The 17,296-nt window shown below is 68.3% G+C and carries 15 protein-coding genes; 4 read left to right on the plus strand and 11 right to left on the minus strand.

The features are described 5' to 3' along the window. Positions 1–35 precede the first annotated feature (35 nt). The 3 genes from glcF to PXD02_RS00640 are packed head-to-tail and all read right to left on the minus strand — an operon-like array spanning position 36 to position 3,860. Positions 36–1,331: a glycolate oxidase subunit GlcF gene (gene glcF / locus PXD02_RS00630; RefSeq protein ID WP_275105061.1), complete on the minus strand. Its 1,296-nt coding sequence runs from the start codon at positions 1,329–1,331 to the stop codon at positions 36–38. A gap of 1 nt (position 1,332) precedes the next feature. Continuing rightward, the gene (locus PXD02_RS00635) at positions 1,333–2,427 is read right to left on the minus strand and encodes an FAD-binding protein (RefSeq protein ID WP_275105062.1); all 1,095 of its coding nucleotides are present in this window, start codon (positions 2,425–2,427) and stop codon (positions 1,333–1,335) included. Then, positions 2,424–3,860, minus strand: a complete 1,437-nt coding sequence (locus PXD02_RS00640; protein WP_275106471.1) for an FAD-linked oxidase C-terminal domain-containing protein — start codon at positions 3,858–3,860, stop codon at positions 2,424–2,426. Before PXD02_RS00640 ends, PXD02_RS00635 begins: the two co-directional genes overlap by 4 nt. A 98-nt stretch (positions 3,861–3,958) precedes the next feature. On the opposite strand from PXD02_RS00640, the gene PXD02_RS00645 reads away from it, so the two are divergent. From PXD02_RS00645 to PXD02_RS00655, 3 genes are all read left to right on the plus strand, one after another. Continuing rightward, positions 3,959–4,741, plus strand: a complete 783-nt coding sequence (locus PXD02_RS00645) for an FCD domain-containing protein (RefSeq protein ID WP_275105063.1) — start codon at positions 3,959–3,961, stop codon at positions 4,739–4,741. Beyond that, complete coding sequence (locus tag PXD02_RS00650) at positions 4,738–5,997, plus strand: glycerate kinase type-2 family protein (protein WP_275105064.1); 1,260 nt, start codon at positions 4,738–4,740, stop codon at positions 5,995–5,997. The genes PXD02_RS00645 and PXD02_RS00650 overlap by 4 nt, the downstream gene beginning before the upstream one ends. 264 nt (positions 5,998–6,261) lie before the next feature. Then, positions 6,262–6,933, plus strand: a complete 672-nt coding sequence (locus PXD02_RS00655) for a Crp/Fnr family transcriptional regulator (protein ID WP_275105065.1) — start codon at positions 6,262–6,264, stop codon at positions 6,931–6,933. Here PXD02_RS00655 and PXD02_RS00660 read toward each other — a convergent pair whose 3' ends face one another. The 7 genes from PXD02_RS00660 to PXD02_RS00690 are packed head-to-tail and all read right to left on the minus strand — an operon-like array spanning position 6,934 to position 14,845. Continuing rightward, on the minus strand, positions 6,934–8,094 hold the full coding sequence (locus PXD02_RS00660) for a phenylacetate--CoA ligase family protein (RefSeq protein WP_275105066.1): 1,161 nt from the start codon (positions 8,092–8,094) through the stop codon (positions 6,934–6,936). It lies immediately after the preceding gene. 10 nt (positions 8,095–8,104) lie between these two features. Beyond that, positions 8,105–8,893 (minus strand): ABC transporter ATP-binding protein, encoded by a 789-nt coding sequence (locus PXD02_RS00665; RefSeq protein WP_275105067.1) that lies wholly within the window; start codon positions 8,891–8,893, stop codon positions 8,105–8,107. A gap of 4 nt (positions 8,894–8,897) precedes the next feature. Next, complete coding sequence (locus PXD02_RS00670) at positions 8,898–10,127, minus strand: ABC transporter substrate-binding protein (RefSeq protein ID WP_275105068.1); 1,230 nt, start codon at positions 10,125–10,127, stop codon at positions 8,898–8,900. A 41-nt stretch (positions 10,128–10,168) separates the two neighbouring features. Next, positions 10,169–11,242, minus strand: coding sequence for a branched-chain amino acid ABC transporter permease (locus PXD02_RS00675; RefSeq protein ID WP_275105069.1), 1,074 nt, complete (start codon positions 11,240–11,242; stop codon positions 10,169–10,171). Positions 11,243–11,245: 3 nt separating this feature from the next. After that, positions 11,246–12,124: a branched-chain amino acid ABC transporter permease gene (locus PXD02_RS00680; protein ID WP_275105070.1), complete on the minus strand. Its 879-nt coding sequence runs from the start codon at positions 12,122–12,124 to the stop codon at positions 11,246–11,248. Then, a complete protein-coding gene (locus PXD02_RS00685) occupies positions 12,124–14,073 on the minus strand; it encodes an AMP-dependent synthetase/ligase (protein ID WP_275105071.1) in 1,950 nt (649 codons plus the stop codon). The genes PXD02_RS00680 and PXD02_RS00685 overlap by 1 nt, the downstream gene beginning before the upstream one ends. Continuing rightward, positions 14,063–14,845, minus strand: coding sequence for an ABC transporter ATP-binding protein (locus tag PXD02_RS00690; RefSeq protein ID WP_275105072.1), 783 nt, complete (start codon positions 14,843–14,845; stop codon positions 14,063–14,065). Before PXD02_RS00690 ends, PXD02_RS00685 begins: the two co-directional genes overlap by 11 nt. A gap of 153 nt (positions 14,846–14,998) precedes the next feature. Here PXD02_RS00690 and PXD02_RS00695 point away from each other — a divergent pair, with 153 nt between their 5' ends. Then, complete coding sequence (locus PXD02_RS00695) at positions 14,999–15,919, plus strand: LysR family transcriptional regulator (RefSeq protein ID WP_275105073.1); 921 nt, start codon at positions 14,999–15,001, stop codon at positions 15,917–15,919. 318 nt (positions 15,920–16,237) lie between these two features. On the opposite strand, the gene PXD02_RS00700 is transcribed toward PXD02_RS00695, so the two are convergent. After that, positions 16,238–17,122, minus strand: a complete 885-nt coding sequence (locus PXD02_RS00700; RefSeq protein ID WP_275105074.1) for a hypothetical protein — start codon at positions 17,120–17,122, stop codon at positions 16,238–16,240. Positions 17,123–17,296: the final 174 nt, after the last annotated feature.

Here is a 17,296-nt window from a genome sequence, read left to right on the forward strand (position 1 = left end):
GCTGCGTTATTAACCTTTGCTGTGACATTTTCACGTCACGCCGTCTTGCGCAGTGCCCGTGGGCGCGGACCGCCGGTCGCCCAGTCCAGCAGTTCCGCGGTATGGACCACCGGCACGCCGGTCCCCGAGCCGATCTGCATCATGCAGCCGATATTGCCCGCGCTGATCACCTGCGGCTGCGTCGCCTCCAGCGTGGCGACCTTGCGGGATTTCAGCTCCGCACTGATCGCGGGCTGCATCAGGTTGTAGGTGCCCGCCGAGCCGCAGCACAGATGGCTGTCCTTCGGCTCCAGCACGGTGAAGCCCGCCTGGGCCAGCAGCTCCTTGGGCGTGGCCTTGATCTGCTGGCCGTGTTGCAGCGAACAGGCGGCGTGATAGCCGACGCGCAGCGGTGGGGCATGGGTGGCGTCCGACAGGCCCAGATCGGCCATCAGTTCGGTGATGTCCCTGGCCAGGGCGGCGACGCGGGCGGCATCGGCCTCCAGCGGGTCGCCCGCGAACATATGGCCGTAATCCTTGACCGTGGTGCCGCAGCCCGAGGTGTTGATGACCAAGGCGTCCAGCCCCGCGCCGTCGATTTCCGCCGCAAGCGCGCGGATATTGGCGGCGGCGAAGGCGTGGCTTTCGCCCGTGCGGCCCATGTGATGGGTCAGCGCGCCGCAGCAGCCCATGCCGCGCGGGATCACAACCTCTGCGCCGTGGCGGCGCAGCAGCCGGATGGTGGCGTCGTTGATGTCAGAGTTCAGCGCCCGCTGCGCGCAGCCCGTCAGCAGCGCCACCCGCTTGCGGCGCGGGCCTTGCGCGGCGAAGACCTGCGGGCGGTCGTTGCGGCTGGGGGGCGGGATGTCCCTGGGCGCCATGTCCAGCATCGCGCGCAGCCGCGCGTCGGGCATCAGGCGGCGGAACGGGCGGCCCAGTTTCGCGCCCCGCAGCGCCAGCCGGGCGCGGCCCGGATAGGGCAGGATCTTCGCCAGCAGCCAGCGCAGCAGCCGATCAGACAGCGGGCGGCGGTAATTCGCCTCGATATAGTCGCGCGCGTGATCGACCAGGTGCATGTAATGCACGCCCGAGGGGCAGGTGGTCATGCAGGACAGGCAGGACAGGCAGCGGTCGATATGCTGGACCGTTTTCGCATCCGGTTGCCGGGCGTTTTCCAGCATGTCCTTGATCAGATAGATCCGGCCGCGCGGGCTGTCCAGCTCGTCCCCGAGCACCGTGTAGGTCGGGCAGGTCGCGGTGCAGAAGCCGCAATGGACGCAGCTGCGCAGGATCTCGTTGCTGCGGGCGGTCAGCGGGTCGGAAAGCTGTTCGGCGGTGAAATTGGTCTGCATGTCAGGCGCCCATCAGGCCGGGGTTGAGGATGCCCGCCGGGTCGAAGGCCCGCCGCAGCCCGTCCTGCAACCGCGCGACCGCGCCGGTCTGCGGCGGAAAGGCCGGGCCGGTGGCCGTGTCGCGGCGGATCAGCGTGGCATGGGCGGCCAGCGCGCGCGGATTGCCGGGGCCGCGATACCAGATCAGCCCGCCGCCCCAGTCCAGCGAGCAATCGCCGCCCATCGCCCGCAGGCCCGCGCAGAAACCCGGCGCATCGGTCGGTTTGCAGAGGATCCGCCACAGCGGCCCGCCATCCGCGAAATGCGCCACGTCGCGGATCGCGTCCCAGGGTGCGTCGTCCAGCACTTCGGGGCGCCAGTCGGCCAGCAGCGCCAGCAGCCGGTCGCGGCGATAGGCAAGCTGACGCTCCAACCCCTCCATCCGCAGATAGGCCGTGCCGCCGACAAGGGCCGCGCCCGAGACCTCGAAGGGGGTGGACAGCGCAATGGTAAAAATGCGCAGCGCGGTGGCCTCGCCCGTGCCGGGAAAGGCCAGCGTGCAGCGGGCGGGCAGCAGCGGCAGGGTCTTCAGGACGACCTCGGTCAGCACCGCGAGGGTGCCATGCGACCCGGCCAGCAGTTTCGACAGATCCAGCCCGGTGACGTTCTTCATCACCCGCCCGCCGGTCTTCAGCACGCGGCCCCGCCCATCGACAAAGCGCACCCCCAGCAGGTGATCGCGGCAGGCCCCGGCCAGCACCCGGCGCGGGCCGCTGGCATTGGCCGCGACCATGCCGCCCAGCGTCGGCGTACCGTTGCCGCCCAGGACGCCGCGCAGATCCGGCGGCTCGAAGGCCAGCGCCTGGCCCTCGGCCTCCAGCATCGCCTGGATCTCGGGCAGGGGGGTGCCGGGACGGGCGATCAGCGTCATCTCTCCGGGGGAATAGGTCACGACGCCGGACAGGCGCGACAGGGACAGCGGCTCGCCGGGGGTGCGGTTTTCCACCCGCGTCCCGCCGCCCGCGATGCGCAGGGGGCTGCTGCGGGCGTGGCAGTCGGCGACGATCTCGGCCAGTTCGGCCTCGGTCGTGGGGGCAAGGTCCAGGGCGACGGTCATCGGGCGGCCCGGTGCGCGGCGCTGGCCTCCAGCGGAAAGACCTTGGCGGGGTTCAGCAGCCAGCCGGGATCGAACACATCCTTGACCTGCATCTGGATCGCCAGATCCTCGGGCGCGTATTGATCGCCCATCAGGTCGCGCTTTTCCACGCCCACGCCATGTTCGCCGGTCAGGCAGCCGCCGACCTGAACGCAGAGGCGCAGGATATCGGTCCCAAAAGCCTCGGCCCGGGCCAGATCGCCCGGCTTGTTGGCGTCGAACAGGATCAGCGGGTGCATGTTGCCGTCGCCCGCGTGAAAGACATTGGCGACCTCCAGCCCGTGCTGGCGCGACAGTTCGCCGATCCGGCGCAGCGTATAGGGCAGCTGGCCCACCGGCACCGTGCCGTCGAGGCAGATATAGTCGCCCAGCCGGCCCATGGCGCCGAAGGCCGATTTGCGGCCCTTCCAGATCGCCAAAGCCTCGTCGGCATTGCGGCTTTCGCGGAATTCGACCGGGTTCAGCGCATCCGCAATGGCGCGGATCCGGGCGATCTGGTCGTCGATTTCCGCAAGCGAGCCCTCGACCTCGACGATCAGGACGGCGGGGCAGGCGGGATAGCCCGCCTTGGCGAAGGCTTCCACGGCGCGCAGGCAGGGTTCGTCCATGTATTCGATGGCGACCGGCAGCACGCCGGATCGGATGATGTTGGCCACGCATTCGCCCGCGACCTCGGCGGAATCAAACCCGATCAGCACCGGCCGCGCGCCCTCGGGACGGGGCAGGATGCGCAGGACGGCCTCGGTCACGACGCCAAGCTGGCCTTCGGATCCGCAGAGGATCCCCAGCAGGTCCAGCCCTTCGGGGCCAAGCTCCGGCCCGCCCAGCTCGATCACCTCGCCGGTGGTCAGCACAACGGTCGCGCCCATCAGGTTGTTGGTGGTGACGCCGTATTTCAGGCAATGCGCACCGCCGGAATTCATCGCGATATTGCCCGCGATGGTGCAGGCCAGTTGCGAGGACGGGTCGGGGGCATAGAAGAAGCCCAGCGGTTCCAGTTCCGCGCTGACCGACAGGTTGGTGACGCCGGTCTGGACGCGGATGAAACGGTTCCGGGTGTCGATTTCCAGCACCTCGCGCAGGCGCATGGTGCCCAGGATCACGCAATCGGCGGTCGGCAGCGCGCCGCCTGCCAGCGATGTTCCCGCCCCGCGCGGCACCACCGGCACGCCCATGTCCCCGCAGACCCGCATGACCGCCGCAACCTCGGCCGTCGTGCGGGGCAGGGTCACCGCCAGAGGCAGGCAGCGATAGGCGGTCAGCGCGTCGCATTCATAGGCGCGGGTTTCCTGGGGATCGTCGATCACCGCGTCGGCGGGCAGGACCGCGCGCAGGGCGGCGACGATCTGCGGCCCGCGCGCAAGGATGCGTGGATCGGGCGCGGGCATGGCGATGGTCATGGCTGTGCCTCCTTGGTTCCATGCTTGGTAAAATGATTTGACCAAGCCTGTCAATTGCGATGACATGGCGGCGACGACAAGGGATCCGCGCCATGACCGATCTTTCCATCCGCCCCGAACGCGCGGCCGAGGCCGTGGCCCGCCATATCGAGACGCTGATCCTGGAAGGATCGCTGGCGCCCGATGACGGCCTGCTGCCGGAACGGGATCTCGCGGCGCGGCTGAACGTCTCTCGCCCGACGCTGCGCGACGGGCTGAAGCTGTTGCAGGATCGCGGGCTGCTGGTGGGCGGAAAGGGGCGGGGGATGCGGGTGGCGGCCCTGGGACGGGGGGCGATCACCGATCCGCTGCTGGCGCTGCTGGCCGACCACCCCGAGGTCGAGGATGATTACCTGGATTTCCGCGACGTGGTGGAAAGCCACGCCGCCGGTCTGGCCGCCGCGCGCGCCACCAGCCTGGACCGCGACCGCATCGCCGCCGCCCTGGACGCCATCGACACCGCCCATGCCGCCGCCGATCCGACAGCCGAGGCTGATGCCGACGCCGCCCTGCACCAGGCGATCTACGAGGCCAGCCACAATCTGGTGCTGTTGCAGATCATGCGGGCGCTGTCGGGCAGCCTGCGCAGTAACGTGGCGCGGAACCGGGGGCGGATGTTCACCCTGCCGCAGATCCGCGACCGGCTGCGCGACCAGCACCGCGACATTGGGGCCGCGATCCTGGCCCGCGACGCCGCCGCGGCCCGCGTCGCGGCCCATGCGCATCTGACCTATGTCCGCCAGGCCGCCCGCGATCTGGCCGAGGCGCAGGCGCAGCTGGAAACCGCCCGCCGCCGCCAGTCGGCCGGGGGCCTGGGCCAGCGGGGGCAGGCATGACGGATCCCCGCACCGACCCCGCCGCCTTCCTGCGCCGCCTGTTCGACCGCGCGGTCGCGGTGGCCGATCCGATGCGGTCGCTGGCCGCGCATCTGCCGCCGCGCCCCGATGGCCGGGTCGTGGTGATCGGCGCGGGCAAGGCCAGCGCCCGCATGGCCGAGGCGGTCGAGGCCGTCTGGGGCCCGTCCGAGGGGCTGGTCATCACCCGCCATGGCTATGCCCGCCCCTGCCGGGGGATCGAGATCGTCGAGGCCGCACATCCCGTTCCCGACGCGGCGGGCGCGCAGGCGGCGCTGCGGGTGCTGTCGCTGCTGGAGGGTCTGGGAAAGGGGGATTTCGTGCTGGCACTGATCTCGGGCGGGGCCTCGGCGCTGCTTTGCGCGCCTGTCCCCGGCGTGACGCTGGTCGAAAAGCAGGCGGTGAATGCCGCGCTGCTGGCCTCGGGTGCGCCGATCGGGCAGATGAACGTGGTGCGCAAGCACCTGTCCCGCGTCAAGGGCGGGCAACTGGCGGCGGCGGCCTTTCCGGCGCGGATGCTGGCGCTGATGATCTCGGACGTGCCGGGCGACGATCCGGCCTTCATCGGATCCGGCCCGACGGTGGGCGACCTCTCCACCCCCACTGACGCGCGGGCGGTGCTGGACCGCTGGGGGATCGCGGTCCCGGCCAGCGTGACCCGCGCCTTGCAGGGGGCCGGCGGCGTCGTCCCGCCCGGCGATCCGCGCCTGTCGCGGGTCGAGAACCGGGTCATCGCCGCCCCCGCGCAATCGTTGGAGGCCGCCGCCGACCTAGCCCGCGCGGCGGGCTGCGTGGTCGAGATCCTGGGCGATGCGCTGGAAGGCGAGGCGCGGGACATCGCCGCCGCCCATGCCCGGCTGGCCCTGGCCCGGCAGGCCGCGCGCGGGCCGGGTGATCCGCCTCTGGTGATTCTGTCGGGCGGCGAACTGACCGTGACGCGGCGCGGCGATGGGATCGGCGGGCCGAATGCCGAATACTGCCTTGCACTCGCCCTGGCGTTGAACGGCGCCCCCGGCATCCACGCGCTGGCCTGCGACACCGACGGCGTCGATGGCGCGGCCGAGGTGGCGGGGGCGGTGATCGGTCCCGAAACCCTGTCGCGCGGCGCGGCCGGGCGGGCCGGGCAGGCCCTGGACGACAACGACGCCCATCGCTTCTTCGCCGGGCTGGGGGCCGGGATCGTCACCGGGCCGACGCTGACGAATGTCAACGATTTCAGGGCGATCCTGATCGCCTGACGGCCCTTCCCGCGATTTTTTTCGTTAAACTTTGATTCGTTAAGCGGACTGTCGGCTGGTTGACACTTCGGCATCGGCAAAAGGTCTATCAGTCAAGGGCGCAGTCGTGGTGCGCTGCATATCCTGGGTTGAGTGCGAGTTAGGCTATCCCGTCGCATCGCAAGATGCGGTGCCCTTTTGGGGTCGGGATAGCCATTTTCCTGTTCCACCGGTATTATGTTGCGGTCGCCGGGTGGCCCGCCCGACCTGTGGAACCCGTTCACGATGCTTGACCCGCTCGACTATGCCCACCTGTTGCAGGCCCCGATCCTGACGGGCCTGACGCGCGAACAGAAAGGCGCGCTGCTGTCGGCCTGCACCGCGCGGTCGCTGAAACCCGGAACCGATCTTCTGCGCCAGGGCGAGCCGACGCAGGGCAGCTATTTCATCGCCTCGGGCCGGGTCGAGGTCTGCTATGTCGACAGTTCCGGCAACCAGGTGATCGTCCATATCGCCACCACCGGAGAGATGGTGGGCGAGGTCGAGGCCCTGTCGGGCAGGCCCTGCGCGGCCAGTTGCCAGACCCTGACCGATACGACCGTGCTGTTCTGCCCGGCCAGGGCGCTTTACGCCCATGTCCCGCCGCAGATCCTGATCCCGAACCTGTGCACGCTGCTGCATGACCGCCTGATGCGCGAGAACCGCAACCGCATGGCGGATCATTACTACAGCGCCGAGCAGCGGATCCGGCTGTATCTGCGCCAGTTGACCAGCGATTCCGACGATGCCGTGCGCATCAGCCAGTCGCAACTGGGCGTCGTCATCGGCTGTTCGCGCCAGACGGTGAACCGGATGCTGGGCGAATTGCGCGACGCGGGCGTCATCGAGCTGGGCCGCAACTCGGTCCGGGTGCTGGACCGGGCCCGGCTGGCCGACGGCGCGCCCGCGACGGAATGATCAGCGCAGGTCGGCGATGACCCGGCCGTCATTGGGCAGGCTGCCCGGCGCCACCACCTGGACCGTTCCCTTCAGCCGGGTGATTTCCGCCAGCTTCGCGGCCAGGTCGGCGGCGGCGGCGCTGTCGTCATGTTCGGCCAGCAGGTGCATCCGGTCCTGTTCGCCCGCGCGGCTGATCTCCAGCCGCAGGCGGTGGCAGCCGGGGACGGCGCGGCCCAGGGCGGCGATCTGTTCGGGGCGCACGAACATGCCCTTGACCTTGGCGGCCTGGTCGGCGCGGCCCATCCAGCCCTTGATGCGACGGTCGGGCGCGTCCGCGACGATCGCCGACATGTCGCCGGTGGCGAAGCGCAGCAGCGGATAATCGGCCTCCAGCCGGGTCGCGACGATCTCGCCCACCTCGCCATCAGGGACCGGATCGCCGGTGCCGGGCCGGACGATTTCGACGATCACGCCGTCGTTCAGCACCATCCCCGGCCCGCCATCCTCGTATGCGACGATGCCCAGATCGGCGGTGCCGTAGCATTGCCGGACCGCCACGCCGCGCCCGGCCAGTTCCGCCCGCAGGCTGTCGGGCAGGGCCGCGCCGGTGACCATCCCGACCTGAAGGCAGGATCGGTCCACGCCGCCCTCATCGGCCTTGTCGAGGATGATCTTCAGGAAATCCGGCACGCCGACATAGACGCGCGGGCGGTATTGCCGGATCGCCACCAGCTGATCGGCGGTATTGCCGGGACCGGCGGGAATGACCGGGCAGCCCAGGGCCTCGGCCCCGGCCTCGAAGATGAAGGCGGCGGGCGTCAGGTGATAGGAGAAGGTGTTCAGGATCACATCGCCCGGCCGGACGCCCGCCGCCGTCAGGGCGGCGGCCGATCCCCACCAGTCGGCCCCACGCCCCTCGGGGTCGAAGATCGGGCCGGGCGAGACGAACAGCCGCCGCAGCCCCGCGACCGGCGCGCCGGTCAGCCCGCCGAAGGGCGCATCCCTGGCCTGCATCGCGACCAGATCCGACTTGCGCAGCACCGGCAGGCGCGCCAGGTCGGCCAGGCTGTCCAGCGGCGCGTCCGGCAGGTCCGCCCAGCGGGCCTGCGTGTCGCGCATCCGCGCCAGTTGCGCATTCAGGCGGGCCAGCGGGCCGCCCGCCTCGGGAACAACGGTCATCGGGTTTTCCTTACGCAAGCCAGCGCTTGCGCCGGCGATAGTGTTTGACGTTGCGGTAATCGACATGCTCCGCCCCGCCCAGATAGAAGTCCTGCACGTCGGGGTTCGACTTCAGCACCTCGGCCGACCCGGACATGACCACCTGCCCCTGCTCGATCAGATAGGCGCGGCCAACGATGTCCAGCGTCGCCGCCGCGTTCTGTTCGACCAGCAGCACCGACATGCCCTGCTGTGCGTTGATCGTGCCGATGATGCCGAAGATTTCCTGCACCAGCAGCGGCGACAGGCCCAGCGACGGCTCGTCCAGCATGATCAACTTCGGTTCGGTCATCAGCGCCCGGCCGATCGCCAGCATCTGCTGTTCGCCGCCCGACAGGTATCCCGCCTTGGACTTGATGCGTTCCTTGAGGCGCGGGAAATAGGCATAGACTTGGTCGCGCAATTCGTTGAACCGCGCGACGGACCGCCCGCGATAGGCCGCGACCAGGTTTTCGTCGGGCGTCAGGTGGCCGAAGATGCGGCGGCCTTCCAGCACATGGACCAGCCCGCCCGCCACGCGTTCCGGCGCGCCCATGTTCAGGATCGACCGGTCACCGAAGCGGATCTCGCCCCGCGTGACCAGCCCGCGCTCGGGGCCCAGAAGCCCCGAGATGGATTTCAGCGTCGTTGACTTGCCCGCGCCGTTCGATCCCAGAAGGGCGACCATCTCTCCTTCGCCGACTTCCAGCGAGACGCCCTTGATGGCAAGGAACACCTTGTCATAGATGACCTCGACGTTTTCCAGGATCAGCGCGGGCATGGCCTCAGTGCCCCGCCTTGTAGTCGGCGGCCGATTTCTCGATCACCTGCCGGATCAGGTCGGGATAGGCCGCGTGCCAGTCGCTGACCGGCACCCATTTCTCGCCGTCCCATTCCGACACCCGGCCCGCGCCGCCGCCCTGGTGATCCTCGGCGGTGATGGTGACGGGGGGCATCAGCCCTTCGGCGTCATAGCCCGCGATCTTCTCGAACCCGGCCTTCAGGGTCTCGCCGGTCAGCGGCTGGCCGCCTTCCAGGCCCAGGCGCGCGGCCTCGACCGCGACGGCCATGGTCGCCACGCCCAGGTTGTAATAGCTGGTGCCGACATTCGCGGCCTCGCCCGAACCCTTGCCAGTGTCGATGACCTTTTCCTGGATCCGCTGGATGATCGGATGATCGGCGCCCGCCGCCGTCGCCTCGAAGCGTTTCACGCCCTTCATCTGCGGCCCCACATTGGCGGCGTCGGTTTCGGCCAGCCAGATCACCGAATGGATCTGTTCGGGCGCGATGCCGTTCTGGATGGCGGTCTTGACCGACACGGCCTGCCCGCCGCCCGCGCCCCAGATCAGGACGTAATCGGGGCGATAGCGCCGCACCTCGGACCATGCCGCCGACTGTTCGTTGCCGGGGCTGGCATAGGGGAAGGCCTGAAATTCGAAGCCTTCCTGTTTGGACAGGGCTTCCAGGATCGGTCCCGGTTCGCGGCCGAAGGGGCTGTCGATATGGACGATGGCGATCTTCTTGCCCTGCAAGCCGCCGGTGTTCTTCATATGCTCGATCAGGTTGGCGGCCTGCGCCCAATAGGTCGCCATCATCGGGAAGACATAGGGGAACACCGTCCCGTCGGAGGCGTCGCCGCGCCCGTGGGCGGGGGTGATGACGACGTTCTTGTCGGCCTGCGCCTGGTCCAGGATCGCGGCCGAGACCGGCGTGGACAGGAAGTCGAACAGAACCGCGCCTTCCTCCTTGGCGCGGTTATAGGCCTCGATCCCGCGCTGCGGCTGGTTGCCGGTGTCGCGCACGATGGCGGTGACCGTGTTGCCCTCGCCCAGGGTGCCTTCGGCATTCGCAAGGGCCAGGTAATCCTGCTGGCCCTGGTTATACTGCCCGGTCACGAAGGTATAGACCGCCGTGAAATCCTGAAGCAGGCCGAACTTGATATCCTCGGCCGCGACGGGGGCGGACAGCCCCGCCACAAGGGCCGTCGTCAGCGCCAGCTTGCGCAGAAAGGTCATGTGTTTTCCTCCCATGATGTGCGTCCCCCCTCCCAGGGGTTTCAGCTTCTGGCGTGGCGGAACGGCCAGACCAGGAAATACTTGCGGATGTTGTCATAGATCTTCGCCAGGCCCAGCGGCTCCAGCAGCAGGAAGCCGATGATCATCGCGCCATAGATCATCAGCGGCAGGTGCGACAGAAAGTTCTGGCTGACCGGCACCCAGCCCGATGCGGCCAGCCCCGAGATGATGTTGGTCAGAAAGATCGGCGCCAGCAGCACGAAGCCCGCGCCCAGATAGGCGCCGATCACCGACCCCAGGCCGCCGACCAGCACCATGGCGACAAGCTGGATCGAGACGTTGAAGCCGAACTGTTCCGGCGTCACCGCGCGATAGAAGCAGAAGGCCAGGATCGCACCCGACACGCCGCCCATGAAGGACGAGGTGAAGAAGGCCACCAGCTTGGTCCTGAACGGATCGACGCCGATCACGGCGGCGGCGAAGTCCTTGTCGCGGATCGCCACCAGGGCGCGCCCGAAAGAACTGCGCTTGACGTTCATGAAGAACACCGTCAGCACCGCCGCCCAGCCGAGCGCCAGCCAATAGCGCGAGGCGAGGCTGTCCAGCGGCAGGAACAGGAAGGTCACGGCGGGCGTGCGCAGCGTCGCGTGCGCCCCGCCGGAAATCGCGGGCACGTTCACCACCACCCAGTCGACCAGATATTGCATCGCCAGCGTGGCCATCACCAGATAGAGGCCCTTCACCCGCAGCGCCGCGCCGCCGAAGACCGCGCCGATCACCGCCGCGATCAGCCCCGACAGCAGCAGCGCCAGTTCGAACGGCACGCCCGCCCGGACCAGATGGATCGAGGCATAGGCGCCGATCGCCATCACCGCGGCAAAGCCGAAATGCAGCTGCCCCGCCATGCCCATCAGCAGCGTCAGCGACAGCGCCGCCGCCGACCAGATCACCCAGGGCAGGACATAGCTGCCGAGGTAAAGCGGCGAGACGAGGAACGGCGCCAGCACCGCCAGCACCAGGATGACCGCCACCAGCCAGCGGTCCGCCGGAACCTTCCACAGCCTGCGGTCGGATTCGTAGCTGGTGTGATAGGTGCCCGAGAGTCGATAGAACATGGCTCAGATCCTCTCGATGTCTTCACGGCCGAAGATGCCGAAGGGGCGGACCATGATGGTCAGCAGGATGATCAGCGAGGTGACGACATCGCGCGTCGATCCGCCCGCGATGCTGTCGAGATAGCCCGGAATGACGGTGCCCAGCACGCCGACCAGGATGCCGCCCACGACCACGCCGGGGACCGAATCGACGCCGCCCAGGATCACCACGGCAATGGCCGGGAACAACAGCGTGGACAGCGTCCAGTCCACCCCCTGCTGCGATCCCCACAGCGCGCCCGCGACCACCGCCGCGATGCCCGCCAGCCCCCAGGAAATGCCGATGGCGCGTTCCACGGAAATGCCCACCGCCCAGCTTGACACATGGTCGTCGGACACCGCCCGCAGCTTGGTGCCCAGCCTCGTGCGGAAGAACAGCAGCGAGGCGCCCACCAGCAGCAGCGCGCCGATGCCGCCGTAAAGCGAGGTGCGGTTGATGAACACGTCGCCGATGATGATCGGGGCGAAGCCGATCCCCAGGTCGATGGGCTTGGGCGTCGATCCCAGGATGCCGGGCACCAGCCCGCGCAGCAGGATCTCCAGCCCCAGGGTCAGCATGACCACCATGATGACCGGCTGGCCGACCATCCGGCGCAGCAGCAGCCGTTCGACGACCAGGCCGAAGCCGAACATGATCGCGGCGGCGACGGGGATGGCGATCCAGACGTTCAGCCCCCAGGACATCACCAGCCAGACCGCATAGCCCGCCGTCATCACAAGCGCGCCCTGAGCCAGGTTCGGCACGCCCGCCGATTTGTAGATCAGCACGAAGCCAAGCGCGACCAGCGAATACATCAGCCCGGTCAGGGCGCCCGAGATCAGCAGTTCGATGAAATACGCCATCACGCGGCCCCTTTCACGTCGGTCAGCCGCAGCACCCGGTCCAGCGACCCGGTCTGGCCGTTCTCATAGGTGATCTGCGCCTTGAAGTCGATCCGGTCGTCGCCCCGGTTCATCGCCTCGATGATCGGGCCGTAACGGTCGTCGATCACGTTGCGCTTCAGCTTGCGGGTGCGCGTGACCTCTCCGTCGTCGGGGTCGAATTCCTTGTGCAGGTTGACGAAGCGCGCGATGGACAGCCCGTGCGGCAGATGCGCGTTCACCGCCGCGATCTCGCCCGCGATCAGGTCATAGACGCGCGGCTGCTGCGACAGTTCGGCATAAGAGGTATAGGCCACGCCATGTTCCTGCGCCCATTGCCCGACCGCCTGGAAGTCGATGCAGATGATGGCGGTCAGCATGTCGCGGCCTTGGCCCACCACCGCCGCGTCCTTGATATGCGGGCTGAATTTCAGCCGGTTCTCGATATAGGTCGAGATGAAGCGGGTGCCGTCGCGCTTTTCCACCACCTCGGACACGCGGCCCAGCACGACCAGTTGCCCGTCCGGTTCGATCTGGCCCGCGTCGCCGGTATGCAGCCAGCCGTCTTGCAACGCCTCGGCACTGGCTTTCGGGTTCTGGAAATAGCCGTCGAAGATATTGTCGCCGCGCAGCAGGATTTCTCCATGCTCGTCGATCTTCATCTCGACGCCCGGAAAGGGGCGGCCGACCGTGGTCAGGGATATGTCCTCGGGGTTCTGGGCCACGGCCAGGGCGCAGTTTTCCGTCTGGCCATAGAATTGCCGCAGGTTCAGCCCGATGGCCCGGAACCACAGGAACACGTCCTCGCCGATGGCTTCCCCTGCGGTATAGGCGCGCTTCACGCGGGCCAGGCCAAGCTGGTCGCGGATCGGGCCATAGATCAGCCATTCGCCCAGCCGATGCGTCAGCCCGCCGCCCGTGGGCTTGCCGTCCAGCTTGGCGCGTTCCGCCGCCATGGCGCGCGGCATGAAGTAATCATACAGCCGCCGTTTCAGGCCGGTGGTTTCGGCGATCCCCACCTGCACGCGGGTCAGCATGGCCGACCAGGCGCGGGGCGAGGCGAAATACAGCGTCGGCGCGATTTCCCGCAGGTCGTGCAGCGCGGTCTCGTTGGCCTCGGGGATGTTGACGGTAAAGCGCAGCTCGGTCGCGGCGCCGATCGAGAAGATGAAATCGCCAACCCAGGCCATCGGCAGATAGGCCATATGGACCTCGTCCGCCTGGAAATATCCGGCGGCGGCGGCGTTGCGGACGCCCGACAGGACATGGCCGTGCTTCAGCGGAATGCCCTTGGGCGCGCCGGTTGTGCCGGACGAATGCATCAGCACCACGGTGTCATGGATGGTCGGGCGCGCGATCAGCGCCTGGGCCAGGCCGGGGTCGGCGGCCAGACGCGCCCGGCCCTCGGCCCGGATCGCGTCGAAGCCCGCCACGCCCGGCGGTTCCCGGCCCGCAAGGCCGCGCGGGTCGTCATAGACCACCAGATCCAGATGCGTCCAGCGGCCCTTGGTCTCCAGCATCTTGTCGACCTGTTCCTGATCCTCGGCCACGGCGACGCGGATATCCTCGCGCTCCATCTGCGCGGCCAGTTCCTCGGTCGGCGCATCGGCATAGGCGGGCGAGGGGATCGCCCGCAGGCAGGCCGCGCCCAGCATCGCGAAATAGAGGTTCGGGCGGTTGTCGCCGATCACCATCACCACGTCGCCGGGCTTCACGCCGCGCGCTTCCAGCCCGGCGGCGAATTCGGTGACGGCGCGCAGGTAATCGGCCCAGGTATATTCCTGCCAGATGCCGTGGTCGCGTTCGCGCATCGCGACCTGATCGGGCACCTCGGCCGCGTTCTGCGCCAGCCGCGCCAGGATCGTGTCCTCGGTGCGCCAGTTCGGATGCAGCGCCTGGGCCTGGGCCATGTCCATCGGATCATGCTGCATGGCGGGGCTTTCCGATATAGGCCTCGACCACGCGCGGATCGGCGATGGCTTGGCGCGCCGGGCCCTGGGCGATTTCCTGGCCGTTGTTCAGCACCAGCACCCGGTCGCACAGCGCCGTCACCACATCCATGTGGTGTTCGATGATCAGCACGGTCAGGCCAAGGGCTTCCTGCGCGTCCAGGATGAAGCGGACCATGTATTCCTTTTCCTCCTGATTCATGCCCGCCATCGGCTCGTCCAGGACCAGCAGCTTGGGTTCGGCGCAGAGCGCGCGGGCCAGCTCGACGCGCTTTTGCAGGCCCAGCGGGATCACGTCGACATGCTCGTCGCGCGCCGGGGCCAGTTGCAGCAGGTCGATCACCTCCTCGACATGGCGGCGATGCGCAACCTCCTCGCGCCGCGCCCACCAGGGATAGAAGAAGGACGCCAGCGGGTTCGGCTTCATGAAGATGTGCCGCCCCATCAGGATGTTGTCCAACACGCTCATCCCGTGGAACAGCGCGACGTTCTGGAAGGTCCGCGCCACGCCCATCCCGGCGATGCGGAACGGCTTCAGCCCGTTGATCTGCCGCCCGTCCAGCGTGATGCGGCCTTCCTGCGGCGGATAGAAGCCGGTGATGGCATTGACCAGCGTGGTCTTGCCCGACCCGTTCGGCCCGACCAGCCCGAAGATCTCGCCCCGCCGCACCGCGACCGAGACGTTCTTCAGCGCGACCACGCCGCCGAAGCGGCGGACGATGGTGTCGCAGACAAGCATGTGATCGCCGCTCATGCGGGCAGGCGCCCGTTCAGTCCGCGCATAGCCTGTCCTCCCAAACAGTCTTGCGGATCGGCTCTCCTCCGACCCCGGATGCGACAAGGCTAGCATTCGATTCGCTTTTCGGTAAACCGAAAAGAATGGCAAAGTTCTTTCGGGATTCCTGAAATGCACCCAAACCTTGTGGATCACCTGCGCGCTTTCTGCGCCATCGCCGATCTGGGCAGCCTCACGGCGGCGGCGCGCGACCTGCGGCGGCCGATCTCCTCGGTCAGCTATTCGCTGGCGCAGCTGGAAAGCCAGTGCGGTTTCGCGCTGCTGGGGCGCGGCGCCAGCCGGGCCGAACTGACCGAGCGCGGCCGCGTCCTGCTGGCCGAGGCGCGCAGCGTCGTCGAACGCGCCCGCAGCTTCACCACCCACGCCGAATCGCTGGAAAAGGGCGAGGAGACGCGCCTGCGGGTGCTGGTCGACGTGCTGTTTCCGCGCGCGAACCTGAACCGGGCGCTGCGCGCCTTTGCGGCACACCATCCGCACGCGCGGTTCCAGTTCTTCAATTCGTCGCTGGCGACGCTGTGGGACGATCTGCGCGAAGGCAACATCGACTTTGCCTTGACGCTGGCGGCGGCGATCCCCTCGGACATCTCGGCCCGGCATCTGGGGTCCGAGACGCTGGGCCCGGTCTGCGCGGCCACGCATCGGCTGGCCGCCCTGCCGCAGCCGCTGGCGATGCGCGCCTTCGACCGGGAACGCCAGATCTATTACGTCGGATCCCCGCAGATCGACATGGAGCGCGTGGGGCGGCTGTTTTCCACCGATGTCTGGACGGTCAACGACGTGGAATCCATCAAGTCGATGGTGGTGGCGGGGCTTGGCTGGTGCTTTTCCGCCAGCCCCACCTTCGCCCCCGAGATCGCGCGAGGCGAGGTCGTGCGCCTGACCTGCGAGGACATGCAGTTCCACCCGGTCCGCACCGTGGTCGTCGCCTGGCCCACCCATCGCCGCCCCGGCCCGCTGGGCGGGCGGATGGTGCAGGCCCTGGCCGACCAGTTCGCCCAGGGTGCCGCCGATCTCAGGCCAGAAGCCCGGTAAAGCGCAGCATCGCCTTGAGGCTGTCGATGGGCTAGGACGGCCGGAATAGGCTGGGCGACCAGCAATGCCCGTCGACCCGCGCGTTCCAATAGGAACCGGCATCGTTCACGACCCGCCCCACCAGCGTATTGGCGACCAGATGGCTGCCAAGCGCGTCCAGAGGGTTGCCGCCGACCAGTTCGGCTTCGCGCAGGACATAGAACCACAGGGCGGTGGCCGCATTCAGGGGGGCGGTCAGGAAATCCCGCCCCCTCGGCCACCTGCTGCGGGGTCAGGACCGGGATCGAGGGTAAAGTCCGGTGGCGTTGATGGCTTGGATCAGCCCGGTATCCGCGCCGCAGGTTGCGCATCGCCAGGCGCTTCACCGCTGGGGCGCCGGGCTGGTTGATCATGTCGTCCAGCGGCGGGGCCAGATGCGTGTCGATCCCGTCGGCCGAGCGCATCCTGCCGCTGCCGGTGAATGCGAACAGCTGCGTGAAGCTGGCAGAGCAGGATCTGCGCCGATCCGGCCGCCGCCGTGCCGAAGAAGTGGTTGTGGTCGTAACCGCCGCGCACCATCGAATGCCCGAAGCGGAAGCCCGCGGCCGAGAATTCCAGCGGCATTGGCATCCGGGAAGGATCGGCGGGCGAGTTGGCGGCCAAGAATTCCGTGTCCAACGGCGCGCCGGTCGCCAGAACCTCGTCCACGACATCGTTCGCGCAGATCGCGGGCAGGAGGAACCGGCGCACGGACGAATGGGGCGGCTCACTGGAACCGGATACGCTTTCCGCTGCGCGCCCATCTGTTTCAGGGAATGCGCAGCACCGGCGATCCGGTGCCATAGCGGTGCGACGATGGTTGATGTCCTGTTGCCTCGGCAGGGAGCCGTGCTTCTGAAGGGTCGTCAGACGCTGATCCGGCTTGATCGGGGGGCTTTGTCGCCTAGGCCCCGATGCCGGGCTGGGTGGACCCCAAATCCCGGGACCACGGCCCACCCGCTTGCAATGACCGTGCGTTCTGTCCTTGATCTCGGCCGCGTCATCGCCATGCACAAGCATCGCAACGACGAGATCATCTCGTGGGTGCCCGAAGGCGTGATGCGCCACGACGACCGGCTGCACGGCAGGCTGCCGTTCGACCGGGACCATCTGCATGGTGATGAACGCCGGATCCGGTCTTTCGCATTCCGAACAGACGCTGTCCACCGATCCCAGGCGCGACATGCTTCAGATCATGCTGCGTCCCCGGCCGGCCGACCTGCACCCCGACGTTCAGCACGGTCCGGTCGCCCCGGCACCGCGCAACGTCTGGCGCCATCTGGTCGGATCCAAGGCAGGGGACGCCCCGTTCTTCGTGCGCAACGATGTGGATCTGTTCGACAACCGCCTTGACGCGGG

This window comes from Paracoccus sp. S3-43 (assembly GCF_029027965.1).
In the GTDB taxonomy this organism is placed as follows: Bacteria; Pseudomonadota; Alphaproteobacteria; order Rhodobacterales; family Rhodobacteraceae; genus Paracoccus.

Coding starts and splice junctions, on each gene's coding strand:
- glcF (WP_275105061.1), bottom strand. CDS start 1,331: ATGCAGACCAATTTCACCGCCGAACAGCTTTCCGACCCGCTGACCGCC.
- PXD02_RS00655 (WP_275105065.1), top strand. CDS start 6,262: ATGCTTGACCCGCTCGACTATGCCCACCTGTTGCAGGCCCCGATCCTG.
- PXD02_RS00645 (WP_275105063.1), top strand. CDS start 3,959: ATGACCGATCTTTCCATCCGCCCCGAACGCGCGGCCGAGGCCGTGGCC.
- PXD02_RS00675 (WP_275105069.1), bottom strand. CDS start 11,242: ATGTTCTATCGACTCTCGGGCACCTATCACACCAGCTACGAATCCGAC.
- PXD02_RS00700 (WP_275105074.1), bottom strand. CDS start 17,122: ATGTCGCGCCTGGGATCGGTGGACAGCGTCTGTTCGGAATGCGAAAGA.
- PXD02_RS00670 (WP_275105068.1), bottom strand. CDS start 10,127: ATGACCTTTCTGCGCAAGCTGGCGCTGACGACGGCCCTTGTGGCGGGG.
- PXD02_RS00695 (WP_275105073.1), top strand. CDS start 14,999: ATGCACCCAAACCTTGTGGATCACCTGCGCGCTTTCTGCGCCATCGCC.
- PXD02_RS00635 (WP_275105062.1), bottom strand. CDS start 2,427: ATGACCGTCGCCCTGGACCTTGCCCCCACGACCGAGGCCGAACTGGCC.
- PXD02_RS00665 (WP_275105067.1), bottom strand. CDS start 8,893: ATGCCCGCGCTGATCCTGGAAAACGTCGAGGTCATCTATGACAAGGTG.
- PXD02_RS00650 (WP_275105064.1), top strand. CDS start 4,738: ATGACGGATCCCCGCACCGACCCCGCCGCCTTCCTGCGCCGCCTGTTC.
- PXD02_RS00660 (WP_275105066.1), bottom strand. CDS start 8,094: ATGACCGTTGTTCCCGAGGCGGGCGGCCCGCTGGCCCGCCTGAATGCG.
- PXD02_RS00680 (WP_275105070.1), bottom strand. CDS start 12,124: ATGGCGTATTTCATCGAACTGCTGATCTCGGGCGCCCTGACCGGGCTG.
- PXD02_RS00685 (WP_275105071.1), bottom strand. CDS start 14,073: ATGCAGCATGATCCGATGGACATGGCCCAGGCCCAGGCGCTGCATCCG.
- PXD02_RS00690 (WP_275105072.1), bottom strand. CDS start 14,845: ATGAGCGGCGATCACATGCTTGTCTGCGACACCATCGTCCGCCGCTTC.